Here is a 12,894-nt window from a genome sequence, read left to right on the forward strand (position 1 = left end):
CGGCGCATGATCGCACTCACGCATACGGCAAAGCAGACCTGGGCGGTGTTCGGCCTCGCGCGCAGCGGGCTGGCCACGGCGCGGGCGCTGATTGCCGGCGGTGCGGAGGTGCGTCTGTGGGACGACAACGAGGCCTCGCGCGCCGCCGCGGCCGCGGCCGGATTCCAGCCGATGCAGCTGCATGAAGGCGCGCTGGCCGGCTGCGCCGGCCTGGCGCTGGCGCCGGGCGTGCCGCTGACTCATCCGGTGCCCAATCAGGTCGTGGCTGCGGCGCAGCGCGCCGGCCTGGCCGTCATTGGCGATATCGAATTGCTGCTGCGTGAACTGAAACCGGGTGTCTATGGCGTCACCGGCACCAACGGCAAGTCCACCACCACGGCTTTGCTGGCGCATATTCTCAAGAGCGCCGGCCGCAGCATGGCGATGGGCGGCAATATCGGCATGCCGGTGCTCGACCTGCCGCGTTTTGAGAGCGCCAATGACGGCGTCTACGTGCTGGAGATGTCGTCCTTTCAGATTGATCTCACGCCAGGCTGGAAGGCGCAGGTCGCCATCCTGCTCAACATCACGCCCGATCATCTCGACCGCCATGGCAGCATGGAGAATTACGCCGCCATCAAGGCGCGAATCTTTGCCGGCCAGACCACTGGCGATACCGCCGTGATCGGTGTCGATGACGAGCATTGCCGTGCGATCCATGCCGCGCTCAAGATCGAGAACAGTGGCCGCAGGATTGTGCCGGTGTCGATCCTGGACGTGCTGGACGACGGTGTCAGCGCCGTGAATGGCAAGCTCTACGATAACGGCAAAGAGGTCTTCGCCCTCGATTTCGCCAACCTGCCCGGTGCCCATAACGGCCAGAATATCGCCTGCGCCTATGCCGCGGCCCGCGCCGCCGGCCTGGATGCGGCGACGATCCGCGCCGGCATCGCCAGCTTCCCGGGGCTTAAGCATCGCCTGCAGCGCGTCGGCAGCATCGACGGCATCGCCTGTATCAATGATTCCAAGGCGACGAACGCGGATTCCACCGCCAAGGCGCTGGCCTCTTTCGAGGCGATCTACTGGATCGCGGGTGGCAAGGCGAAAGAGGGTGGCATCGCCAGCCTGAAGGAATTTTTCCCGCGTATCCGTCATGCCAGCCTGATCGGTGAAGCGGCGCAGGATTTCGCGACGACGCTGGGCGGCAATGTGCCGCATGCGCTTTGCGGCACGCTCGATAAGGCGCTCGACGATGCACTGGCCGCCGCCCGTAAAGACAAGGCCAAGGATGCGGTAGTGCTGCTGTCGCCGGCCTGCGCGTCCTATGACCAGTTCAAGAGCTTCGAGCATCGTGGCGACGAATTCATCAGGCTGGTGCAGGCACGCAGCGGGTTTGAACAGGGAGCTGCGGCATGATCACCTTCTCGCGCACCGATACCTCCGTGCTCGGCCGCTGGTGGTGGACCGTGGATCGCTGGCTGCTGGTCGCCATTGCCGTGCTGATCGCCGTCGGCACTGTGCTGACACTGGCCGCCTCGCCGGCAGTGGCCAACCGCATCGGCCTGAGCAATTTCCATTTCGTGCAGCGCCAGATCGTCTTCCTGATGCCGGCGCTGCTGATCATGGTTGGCACCTCGCTGCTCGATCCCATCGGCATCCGCCGCATCGCCATGGTGGTCTTCCTCGGTGCACTGGTCGGCATGTGCCTGACCTTCGTCATGGGCATCGAGGTGAAGGGTGCGCATCGCTGGATCAATTTCGGCGGACTTTCCATTCAGCCGTCGGAATTCGTCAAACCCGCCTTCGCCGTGGTGGCCGCCTGGCTGTTCGCCGAATGGCGCAAGGGCACGGGCTTCCCTGGCTGGGCCTTCTCGACCGCGCTCTGCGGCCTGACCGTCGGCATCCTGTTGCTGCAGCCCGATCTCGGCATGGCCGTCGTGGTCTGCGCCGTGTGGATGGCGCAGTTCTTCATCGCTGGTCTTCCCATCGTGCTGGTGCTGGCGCTGGGCGCCATGGGCCTGGCCGGCATCTTCGGCGCCTACCTGATCTTCCCCCACGTGGCGAGCCGCATCGACCGCTTCCTCGATCCCGCCAACAAGGAGAACTACCAGATCGAACGCGCCATGGAGGCTTTCTCCACCGGCGGCATCTGGGGGCGTGGTCCGGGCGAGGGCGCAGTGAAGAGCGTGCTGCCTGACGCCCATACCGATTTCATCTTCGCCGTCGCCGGCGAGGAATTCGGCCTGTTCGCCTGCTTGTTCATCGTCGGCGTCTTCGCCTTCATCGTGCTGCGCTGCTTCTCGCGCCTGATGACCGAGAACAACCTGTTCGTGCTGCTGGCGGCTGCGGGTCTCACCACGCAGTTCGGCTTGCAGGCCGTGATCAACATCGGCGTGAACCTGCATCTGCTGCCGACCAAGGGTATGACCCTGCCGTTCATCTCCTATGGCGGATCGTCGCTGCTGGCGCTGGCTTTCGCCATGGGCATGCTGCTGGCGCTGACCCGCTGGCGTCCCGACAACGGGGTGACGCGATGAAGGTTGTCGCCGAAAATCCCATCCTGCTCGCCGCCGGCGGCACCGGCGGCCATGTCTTCCCGGCCGAGGCGCTTGCGGCCGAGCTGCTGCGCCGCGGCCATCGCGTTGGCCTGGTGACCGACACGCGCGGCACCGGCTTCGGCCAGAATCTGCCCGAGCTGCCGCTCTACCGTATCCCCGCCGGTACGCCGAGCGGCCGTTCGCTGCCGGGCAAGCTGCTCAGCATCGTCGAGATCGCGCATGGCGTGATCTCCGCGCTGTCGCTGCTCAGTCTCACGCGGCCCGCCGCCGTGGTCGGCTTCGGTGGCTATCCGGCGCTGCCGTTGCTGCTCGCGGCAAAGCTGAAGAAGATCCCGATCCTCATTCATGAACAGAATGCGGTGCTCGGTCGCGTCAACCGCCTGGTTGCGCGCTTTGCCGCCCGCATCGCCACGTCATTCCCGGCCACGCATTTCCTGCCGGCCAATATCGCCGTGACCGTGACGGGCAATCCGGTACGTCCGGCGATCCTCGCCGCCGCCGACGTGCCCTATCATGCGCCGGAGCAGAATCTGCGGGTGCTGGTGATGGGCGGCAGCCAGGGCGCCCGTGTGCTCTCCGATGTGGTGCCGGCCGCGCTCGGCCATCTGCCTGCCGAACTGCGCCGCCGCTTGAAGCTGCAGCAGCAGTGCCGCCCGGAAGACCTGGCTCGCGTGCGCGCCGCTTATGACAGCGCCGGCATCAGCGCCGAGACCGCCGCCTTCTTCACCGATGTCGACAAGCGCCTCGCCACCGCGCATCTGGTGGTCAGTCGCTCGGGTGCCGGCAGTACCGCCGAGATCGCTGTGATCGGTCGCCCGGCGCTGCTCGTGCCTTATGCCCATGCGATGGACGATCACCAGACCGCCAATGCGGAAGCTTTGGCCCATGCCGGCGGCGCCGTGGTGATCGCGCAGGACAAGTTCACCGTCGAGCGCGCCACGGCTGCTTTTGCCGACCTGCTCAATGACGCCGCCCAGTTGGCCGAGATGGCGGCCGCAGCGCGCAGCGTCGGCCGGCCGCTGGCGGCCCAGGCGCTGGCTGACCTGGTCGAGCGCACCGTCACCGAACAGCGCCAGCAGCCGGCAACGGCTGAAAGCGCCACTAAAGATCACAGCATGAAAAGGACTGCGGCATGAGAGCGTTGCCGCTCGATATCGGGATTATCCATTTCGTCGGCATCGGCGGCATCGGCATGTCGGGCATTGCCGAGGTCATGCACAATCTTGGTTACCAGGTGCAGGGTTCGGACATCTCGGCCAATTATAACGTCAAGCGCCTGCGTGACCTCGGAATCACCGTGTTCGAGGGCCATCGCGAGGAGAATGTCGCTGACGCGGAAGTGCTGGTGATCTCCTCGGCCGTGAAGCCCGACAATCCGGAAGTGAAGGCGGCCCGCGCACGCCTGATCCCGGTGGTGCGCCGCGCCGAAATGCTGGGCGAGCTGATGCGCCTGAAATGGGCCATCGCCATTGCCGGCACTCATGGCAAGACCACGACCACCTCGCTGGTCGCCGCCTTGCTGGAAGCCGCCGCCATGGACCCGACTGTGATCAACGGCGGCATCATCAATGCCTATGGCACCAATGCGCGCCTGGGTGCGGGCGAGTGGATGGTGGTGGAGGCTGACGAAAGCGACGGCACCTTCCTCAAGCTGCCGGCCACCATTGCCGTAGTCACCAATATCGACCCCGAGCATCTCGACCATTACGGCACCTTCGACAAGGTGCGCGATGGCTTCAAGCAGTTCGTCGAGAGCATTCCCTTTTATGGTTTCGCCACGCTCTGCATCGACCATCCGGAAGTGCAGGCGATGATCGGCCGTATCACCGACCGCCGCGTCGTCACCTACGGCTTCTCGCCGCAGGCCGACGTGCGCGCGGTCAATGTGCGCTTCGATGCGCGCGGCGCCATCTTCGACGTACAGAGTACCGATCGTGGTCGCACCGGCGAAACCACGACGATTACCGATATCCGCCTGCCGATGTTCGGCCGCCACAATGTCCAGAACTCTCTCGTGGTTGCAGCGATTGCCCGCGAGATGGGCTTCGACGGCGAGGTGGTGAAAAAGGCGCTGGGCAGCTTCGGCGGCGTCAAGCGCCGCTTCACCATCACGGGCGAGGCGGCCGGCATCACGGTGGTCGACGATTACGGCCATCATCCGGTGGAAATCTCCGCCGTGCTGTCGGCGGCACGTCTGGCCACCGGCGAGCGCCCGGAAGCCAAGGTGGTCGCCGTGGTGCAGCCGCATCGCTACACCCGCCTGCGTGACCTGTTCGAGGATTTCTGCAGCTGCTTCAACGACGCCGACACGGTGATCGTGGCCGATGTTTATGCTGCTGGCGAAGCGCCGATCGACGGCGTCAGCCGCGACGCCCTGGTCGAGGGCCTGCGCAATCGCGGTCATCGCCGCGTGCTGGCGCTGCCCGGCGCCGAGGCGCTGGCCGGCCTGGTGGCGCAGGAGGCTTCGGCCGGCGATCTCGTGGTTTGCCTCGGCGCTGGCAACATCACCAACTGGGCCAATGCGCTGCCCGGTGAACTGCAGGCTCTCTACAACAAGGGGGCCGCATGATGGCCGCGGCGCAGATCCGCCAGGACGACCTGATCGCACGGCTGCCCGCCGTGCGCGGTCGGCTGGCTGCGGCTGCGCCGTTGGCCGATATCACCTGGTTCCGCGTCGGTGGCCCGGCCGAAGTGATGTTCCGTCCGGCCGATCGCGACGACCTGATCGCTTTCCTGAAGACCAAGCCCGCCGATGTGGCCGTCACCGTGCTGGGGGTCGGCTCCAACACGCTGGTCCGCGATGGCGGCGTCGATGGCGTGGTGGTGCGTCTGGGCCGCGGCTTTGTCGAGATCGAGACCGAGGGTGAAGAGATTGTCGCCGGTGCCGGCGCGCTCGATGTGAATGTGGCGCAGACCGCGCAGCAGGCAGGCATCGCCGGTCTGGAATTCCTGCGCGGCATTCCGGGCACCGTCGGCGGCGGCCTGCGCATGAATGCAGGCGCCTACGGCACCGAGTTCAAGGATGTGCTGGTCTGGGCCGAGGCGGTGGACATGCAAGGCAATCTGCATCGCCTCTCGCCGGCCGAGATGAAGTTCGGTTACCGCCATTGCGGCGTGCCGGCCGAGTGGATTTTCCTTGGCGCGCGCCTGAAGGGCCGTGCCGGCGACAAGGCCGAAATCCAGGCGCGCATGGACGAGATCCAGGCCGCGCGCGAGGGCAGCCAGCCGATCCGCTCGCGCACCGGCGGCTCAACCTTTGCCAATCCGGAAGGGTACAAGGCCTGGCAGCTCGTCGATGCGGCCGGCTGCCGCGGGCTGGTGGTGGGCGATGCGCAGGTGTCGGAGCAGCATTGCAACTTCCTGATCAACCGCGGCAATGCCACCGCTGCCGATCTGGAGACGCTCGGTGAAACCGTACGGGAAAAAGTGAAGGCGCAGAGCGGCATCGAGCTGCGCTGGGAAATCAAGCGCATTGGTAAGGAGTTCCGCGCATGAGCAAGCATGTGGCGGTCCTGATGGGTGGCTGGTCGTCGGAGCGCGAAGTGTCGCTCACATCCGGTCGCGCCGTCGCCAAGGCGCTGAAGGACGAGGGTTTCAAGGTCAGCGAAGTCGATGTCGGCCGCGACCTGGCGACCAAGCTGACTGCGCTGAAGCCTGATGTCGCCTTCAATGCGCTGCATGGTCCCTATGGCGAGGACGGCACGGTGCAGGGCCTGCTGGAGCTGTTGGCCATTCCCTACACCCATTCCGGCGTGCTGGCCTCGGCACTGGCGATGAACAAGCCGATGGCGAAAGACGTCTGGCGCAATCACGGCCTGCCGATGGCTGAGGGCAAGGTGGTGCATCGCTCTGCTTTCGCCGGTGGTCCGGTGATGCAGCATCCTTATGTGATCAAGCCGCTGAACGAGGGCTCGTCCGTTGGCGTGCATATCGTCTTCAACGGCGACAACTACCAGCCGCAAGACGACAGCAGCTGGCATTTCGGTGAGCATGTCCTTGTCGAGCAATATATCCCCGGCCGCGAAATCCAGATCGCAGTGATGGGTGACCGCGTCCTGGGCGCCATCGAGATCAAGGCTCATGGCCGCTTCTATGATTACGAAGCCAAATATACCGACGGCAAGGCGACACATCTGATGCCGGCGCCGCTGCCCAAGGACACCTACGATCATATCTGCGCGCTGGCGCTGAAGGCGCACCAGACGCTGGGCTGTCGCGGCGTGACGCGCTCAGACTGGCGCTACGACGACACGAAGGGCGATGGCACCGGCAAGTTCTACCTGCTGGAGATCAACACCCAGCCAGGCATGACGCCGCTGTCGCTGGTGCCGGAGATCGCCGCTCATCAGGGCATCTCGTTCGGCCAGCTGGTGCGCTGGATGGTGGAGGACGCCTCATGCGATCGCTAGTCGTGCTGCCCGAAGACCGCCCCTGCGCGCCCTGTGCACCGATGTTGCCGCCGGCGCGTCCGAAGGGCTATTGCCGCCCGTTGCCGCCGGCGCGCCGCAAGCCCAAGTCCGTGCTGTGGCGCCGTATCAAGCAGTCGCTGGCCGTGCTGCTGATCGCCGGCACTATCGGCGGCAGCGCCTATGTATGGTTCCGCACCGATCTGCCGGTGCAGGCGCGCCTCGCCGCGCAGGATCTCATCGGCGAGGCCGGCGCCACCGTCGACATGCGCCTGGGCGAGGTGAACCTGCAGGGCCGCGTGCATACGCCAATCGACTTGCTGGCTGAAGCCGTGGGCGTCGAGCGCGGCGAACCGATTCTGGCGTTGGACCTGGATGCGGTGCGTCGCCGCGTCGAGGCCATCGGCTGGGTGCGGCAGGCGACCGTGTGGCGCCAGCTGCCCGACACGCTGCATATCGAGATCGTCGAGCGTGACGCCTTCGCGCGCTGGCAGATCGACGGTCGCGTCTACCTGATCGACACCGACGGCAAGGTGCTGGAAGAGGGCGATCGCGCCGAATTCCATCATCTCTTCCTGCTGGTCGGCGCCGGCGCATCCGACAAGGCGCATGACCTGCTGGAGATGCTGCAGAGCGAGCCGGTGCTGGCCAGTCGCGTGGTCAATGCGATCCGCGTGCGCAACCGCCGCTGGGATATCGAATTCGACAATGGCGTCGTCGCCCGTCTGCCGGAAGATGCGCCGGCCCAGGCCTGGGCCCGACTGATCGATCTGGAGCGCAGCCATGGCCTGCTGCGCCGCGACATCAAGGTGGTCGACCTGCGACTGGATGACCGCCTGATTGTGCAGCTCAACCCTGAAGCGGAAGCGCCGGCGCCGGTGAATACGCCGAAGAAAGCCGGGAAGCGCACATGACATACCGCATTGCATGCGAGGGGAAGTAAGACCATGGCTGTATCGCGCAACGGATTGATTGCCGCCCTGGACGTGGGTTCGTCCAAGGTCTGCTGCTTCATCGCCAGGGCCGATGGTGGCACGCTGCGGGTGATCGGCATCGGTCACCAACTGTCGCGCGGCCTGCGCAACGGCAACGTCATCGACATGGATGCTGCCGAACAGTCGATCCGGGCCGCGGTGGAAACCGCCGAGCGGATGTGCGGCGAAACCATCCGCGACGTCTTCGTCAGCGTGAATGCAGGCAATCCGCAGTCGCACAGCGTTGGCGTCGAAGTCGCCATCGATGGCCACGAGGTCACCGACCATGATGTCGGCCTGGTGCTGGACCAGGGTCGCCGCCACGAGCATGCCGGCGACCGCGAGATCGTCCATTCGATCCCGGTCGGCTACACCATCGACGGTTCGCGCGGCATCAAGGATCCGCGCGGCATGGCCTGCGAGCGGCTCGGCGTCAACATGCATGTGATCACCGCCGGCTCCGGTCCGCTGCGCAACCTCGCCACCTGCGTGGCGCGCGGCCACCTGCGCATCGCCGGGCGGATCGTGTCGCCCTTCGCCGCCGGCCTGGCCTGCCTGGTCGAAGACGAGATGGACCTGGGCGTCACGCTGCTGGACATGGGCGGCGGCACCACCAGCCTGGCGGTCTTCTACGACGGCCAGCTGGTCCATGTGGATGTCGTGCCGCTGGGTGGCCATCACGTGACCAACGATATCGCCCGCGGGCTTTCGACCCCGCTGGCCCATGCCGAGCGCCTCAAGACCCTGTACGGCACCGTCCTGCCGAGCCCGTCGGATGACACCGAGACCATCGATGTGCCGCAGGTGGGCGAGACCGACGACCATGCCCATAACCAGGTGCCGCGCTCGATTCTGACCGGAATCATCAAGCCCCGGCTGGAAGAGACCCTGGAACAGGTGCGTGAGCGCCTGGCCCAGTCCGGATTCGAGAAGCTGGCCGGCCGCCGCGTGGTCCTCACCGGCGGTGCCAGCCAGCTCCAGGGCGTGCGCGAGCTCGCCGCCCGCACGCTCGACAAGCAGGTTCGCCTCGGTCGCCCGATCCGGGTTGGCGGTTTGGCGGAAGCAACAGGTGGTCCGGCCTTCTCGGCCTGTGCCGGACTCCTTTCGTACGCACAGCAACAGGCCGCCGAACGAGTCATCCGACTGCCTGAACCTGAACCTGCACCCAGTGGAGCGATGTCACGAATCGGCCGCTGGTTGCGCACAAACTTCTGACGACTGAATCGCGTGGCCAAGATGATGATCAAAATATTCAGCATCCACGCGGTTTTTACGATGTCACTTGCATCGCGCGGTGACATTGGTAATTGCAACAGTTAAACCCTGGAGGAGAACATGGGTATTAATCTGACCATGCCGACCACGCGGGAGCTTAAGCCCCGTATCGTCGTCTTTGGCGTCGGCGGTGCCGGCGGCAACGCAGTGAACAACATGATCGCCGCCCAGCTTGAGGGCGTCGAGTTCGTGGCTGCCAATACCGACGCCCAGGCGATCAACATGTCGCTCACCGACCGGCGTATCCAGCTCGGCACGGCCCTGACCCAGGGTCTGGGCTGCGGCGCCAAGCCGGAAGTCGGCCGCGGGGCCGCCGAAGAGTCCATTGACCAGATCCTGGAACATCTCCAGGGCAGCCACATGGCCTTTGTGGCCGCCGGCATGGGCGGCGGCACGGGCACCGGGGCTGCCCCGGTGATCGCCCGGGCCGCCAAGGAGATGGGCATCCTCACCGTGGGTGTCGTCACCAAGCCGTTTTCCTTCGAGGGCAGCCAGCGCATGAAGCTGGCCGATGCCGGCATCCGCGAACTGCAGCAGTATGTCGACACCCTGATCATCATCCCGAACCAGAACCTGTTCCGGGTGGCGAACGAGAAGACCACCTTCGCCGACGCCTTCAAGATGGCTGACAACGTCCTGCAGTCGGGCGTGCGCGGCATCACCGACCTGATGGTGATGCCAGGCCTGATCAACCTCGACTTCGCCGACGTCCGTTCGGTGATGAGCGAGATGGGCAAGGCGATGATGGGCACCGGCGAGGCCGAGGGCGAGCATCGTGCCATCGAGGCCGCCGAGCGTGCCATCGCCAATCCGCTGCTGGATGATATCTCGATGAAGGGCGCCCGTGGCGTGCTCATCAACATCACCGGCGGTCCGGATTTGACCCTGTTCGAGGTCGACGAGGCCGCCAACCGCATCCGTGAGGAAGTGGACCCGGAAGCCAACATCATCGTCGGCTCCACACTGGACGCCAATATGGAAGGCCGCATGCGGGTTTCCGTGGTTGCCACCGGCATCGACGCTGCCGCCCAGGTGGCTGGCCAGCCGCAGACCTCGCCGGCGCTTCGTCTGGTGACCCCGCCGCAGGCCAAGCCGATCGCCTTCGGCGCCGCTCCGCGTCCGGCCATGCCGGCGATGCCCGCCATGACCCAGCCGGTCATGCCGCAGCCCGCCGTCACCCAGCAGGCCGCTGTCATGCAGGCTGCGCCGGCCGTTCAGGCCCCGCAGCCGATGAGCGTCGGCGCCACCGCGCTCGCCATGCCTGACCTCGAGCATGTGCCGGATGTCTACCCGTCGACGCTGCCGGAAGTGCACTTCGACCTGCCGCCGCCGGCCGATCTGCCGGCTTCGGTGATCGCGCCGCTGGCTCAGCCGGTTGCCGATGCCGCCGCCGCCGTTGCCGCGTCGCCGGCGATCGAGGCCCGTCCGTTCGCGGCGCATGTCGCGGATGCGCAGCAGTCCTTCGTGCCGCCGGCTGCCCAGGCGATGCCTCAGGCGATGATGGGCCGCTCGATGGAGATGCCGCGTCAGCCCGACCCCTTCGCTGAAGCCGACATGATCAACAAGCCGGCCGAACCGAAGAAGAAGGCCAGCCTGTTCGATCGCATCACCGGCGCGGCCCGCCGCAGCGGGGAAGCGGAAGCTCAGCCGGTCATGCGTCAGGCCGAGCCGCAGTTCAGCCGCCCGGTCGCTCCGGCTCCGGCTGCGCCGATGGCCCAGCCGGTCATGCAGGAGCAGGCTCCGGTCGCCCAGGCCCCCGTGCAGCAGGCCCAGCCTGCGCCGGCCCCGCGTCAGGCCGACCTCGGCCTGATCCCGACGGCCGAACGCCCGGCGCCGAGCCGCCCGCAGGACGACCTGCTGGACATCCCGGCCTTCCTGCGCCGCCAGGCCAATTAACCATGAATTACGCTGGCGGATTAATGACTTAGTAAGGTCCGCCAGCGTTACATCTGGTTACATAGAGTGATTTGTTGTTCCCGGGGGTGGTTGTTACAACCATCCCCGGTTTCGTTTGTGCGCGGGTCTGTCCGATTCGCGATCCGGTTCAAGGAGTTCCAGTGTGTTGAACACCGGTAAGATTGCCCAGAAGACGCTGAAGAACCGCATCAAGTGCTCCGGCATCGGCCTGCACAGCGGTTCCAAGGTCCATATGGTGCTGAATCCGGCTGCGCCCGATACCGGCGTGGTGTTCCGTCGCGTGGATCTGCCGGGTCGTCCGCTGGTCAGCGCGCGCTATGACCAGGTCACCGACCTGCGCATGTGCACGACTGTCGCCGCCGGCGAAGGCGTGTCGATCGGCACGGTCGAGCATCTGATGGCCGCGCTTGCCGGCTTGGGTGTCGACAACGTCCTCATTGATATCGATGGTCCGGAAGTGCCGGTGATGGACGGTTCGTCCGCGCCCTTCGTCTTCCTGATCGAATGCGCCGATGTGATCGAGCAGGTCGCGCCGCGCAAGTACCTCAAGGTTCTGAAGACGGTGGAAGTGCGCGATGGCGCCGCCAGCGCCTCGCTGATGCCCTCGGAAGGCTTCAGCATCGATTTCGAGATTGAATTCGCCAACCAGATGATCGGCCGCCAGAGCGCTGAGTTCCAGCTCGAGCCGGGCCGCTTCAAGGCCGATATCGCGCGTGCGCGCACCTTCGGTTTCGTGCAGGAAGTCGAGCAGCTGCGCGCCATGGGCCTCGCCCGCGGCGGGTCGCTCGAGAATGCCGTGGTGCTCGGCCATGACCGTGTCCTCAATGACGACGGCCTGCGCTACGACGACGAATTCGTCCGCCACAAGATCCTCGACGCCCTGGGCGACCTGTATCTGACCGGTGCGCCGATCATCGGCCGTTATGAAGGCCGCCGTTCGGGCCATGCCCTGAACAACAAGCTGCTCAAGACCCTGTTCGCCGACCAGAGCGCCTATGTCTGGACGACGCATGCCAAGGGCCGTGAGACCGCGCGTCTCATTCCGGCTGCCGAGATGGGCGGTGCGCGTCAGCGCCCGGCCGTCGCCGCCGAGGCCGCGCTCTAAGCGACGCGGCACTCCACAGACAAAGAAAAGCCCCGCAGCTTTCGCTGCGGGGCTTTTTTATACCGTCGGAGGAGAGGGCGGCTCAGTCGGCCGTGCCCAGTTCCTCGTCCTTGTAGCGGCTGGCGATGCTCTTGATCAGGCCGGCCACCGCGGAGCGGATGGTGGTGTCCTCGATGTCGCTGAAGTTGCGCACCAGCTCAATGGTCGAGCGGTTCTTGCCGCCATGTTCCATCGGCTTGCTCTCCAGGCGGGCTTCCAGGCCATCGAAGAAGAAGGCCATGTCGACCTGCAGGCGCTGGGCCACTTCGAAGAGGCGGCCGGCGCTGACGCGGTTGGCGCCCGTCTCGTACTTCTGGACCTGCTGATAGGAAATCTTCAGCGAGTTGGCGAGCTCTTCCTGGGTCAGGCCGAGTTCGGTACGGCGCGCCCGGATGCGTTCACCCACATACTCGTCGACGCGCGTTGCGATCTTACCCATCGATGTCACCTCATGGCGTGGTCCACAAACTGGACCAGGAAACTGTTCAACCCATACGGGTCAGGGGCAGAGGATTCTTACAAAGACTTGCTGCCTGCCCCCAGGTCACGGTCGGTGCCATTTCTTCCCGCCAAAGACCGCCACTTACTCGTGACGCGGGATTAACCCCAAGCGGAAACCGTCCAAAACCGGGTAGCTACAC

11 protein-coding genes are annotated in these 12,894 nt (G+C 65.7%); 10 read left to right on the forward strand and 1 reads right to left on the reverse strand.

What is annotated here, in order from left to right:
- Nucleotides 1-6: 6 nt before the first annotated feature.
- The 10 genes from murD to lpxC all read left to right on the forward strand — a co-directional run bounded on the left by murD (nt 7) and on the right by lpxC (nt 12,214).
- Entirely contained in the window at nt 7-1,395 is a 1,389-nt protein-coding gene (gene murD / locus AC1RRT_RS15370; protein ID WP_493014683.1) for a UDP-N-acetylmuramoyl-L-alanine--D-glutamate ligase, read from the forward strand.
- The gene (gene ftsW / locus AC1RRT_RS15375; protein WP_493014684.1) at nt 1,392-2,516 is read left to right on the forward strand and encodes a putative lipid II flippase FtsW; all 1,125 of its coding nucleotides are present in this window, start codon (nt 1,392-1,394) and stop codon (nt 2,514-2,516) included. The genes murD and ftsW overlap by 4 nt, the downstream gene beginning before the upstream one ends.
- The gene (gene murG / locus AC1RRT_RS15380) at nt 2,513-3,673 is read left to right on the forward strand and encodes an undecaprenyldiphospho-muramoylpentapeptide beta-N-acetylglucosaminyltransferase (protein ID WP_493014685.1); all 1,161 of its coding nucleotides are present in this window, start codon (nt 2,513-2,515) and stop codon (nt 3,671-3,673) included. The genes ftsW and murG overlap by 4 nt, the downstream gene beginning before the upstream one ends.
- Entirely contained in the window at nt 3,670-5,106 is a 1,437-nt protein-coding gene (gene murC, locus AC1RRT_RS15385; protein ID WP_493014686.1) for a UDP-N-acetylmuramate--L-alanine ligase, read from the forward strand. The genes murG and murC overlap by 4 nt, the downstream gene beginning before the upstream one ends.
- Nucleotides 5,103-6,032 carry a UDP-N-acetylmuramate dehydrogenase gene (gene murB, locus AC1RRT_RS15390; protein ID WP_493014687.1) on the forward strand — a complete coding sequence of 310 codons (930 nt, stop codon included), beginning with the start codon at nt 5,103-5,105 and terminating at the stop codon, nt 6,030-6,032. The genes murC and murB overlap by 4 nt, the downstream gene beginning before the upstream one ends.
- Nucleotides 6,029-6,946: a D-alanine--D-alanine ligase gene (locus tag AC1RRT_RS15395; protein ID WP_493014688.1), complete on the forward strand. Its 918-nt coding sequence runs from the start codon at nt 6,029-6,031 to the stop codon at nt 6,944-6,946. The genes murB and AC1RRT_RS15395 overlap by 4 nt, the downstream gene beginning before the upstream one ends.
- Nucleotides 6,934-7,857: a cell division protein FtsQ/DivIB gene (locus AC1RRT_RS15400; RefSeq protein ID WP_493014689.1), complete on the forward strand. Its 924-nt coding sequence runs from the start codon at nt 6,934-6,936 to the stop codon at nt 7,855-7,857. Before AC1RRT_RS15395 ends, AC1RRT_RS15400 begins: the two co-directional genes overlap by 13 nt.
- 33 nt (nt 7,858-7,890) lie before the next feature.
- The gene (gene ftsA / locus AC1RRT_RS15405) at nt 7,891-9,132 is read left to right on the forward strand and encodes a cell division protein FtsA (protein ID WP_493014690.1); all 1,242 of its coding nucleotides are present in this window, start codon (nt 7,891-7,893) and stop codon (nt 9,130-9,132) included.
- 120 nt (nt 9,133-9,252) lie between these two features.
- The gene (gene ftsZ, locus AC1RRT_RS15410; RefSeq protein ID WP_493014691.1) at nt 9,253-11,088 is read left to right on the forward strand and encodes a cell division protein FtsZ; all 1,836 of its coding nucleotides are present in this window, start codon (nt 9,253-9,255) and stop codon (nt 11,086-11,088) included.
- A 163-nt stretch (nt 11,089-11,251) separates the two neighbouring features.
- Nucleotides 11,252-12,214 carry a UDP-3-O-acyl-N-acetylglucosamine deacetylase gene (gene lpxC, locus AC1RRT_RS15415; protein ID WP_493014692.1) on the forward strand — a complete coding sequence of 321 codons (963 nt, stop codon included), beginning with the start codon at nt 11,252-11,254 and terminating at the stop codon, nt 12,212-12,214.
- Nucleotides 12,215-12,296: 82 nt separating this feature from the next.
- Here lpxC and AC1RRT_RS15420 read toward each other — a convergent pair whose 3' ends face one another.
- Nucleotides 12,297-12,692 (reverse strand): helix-turn-helix domain-containing protein, encoded by a 396-nt coding sequence (locus AC1RRT_RS15420; RefSeq protein ID WP_493014693.1) that lies wholly within the window; start codon nt 12,690-12,692, stop codon nt 12,297-12,299.
- Nucleotides 12,693-12,894 lie beyond the last annotated feature (202 nt).

Source organism: Ferrovibrio sp. GW821-FHT12B10 (genome assembly GCF_058807515.1).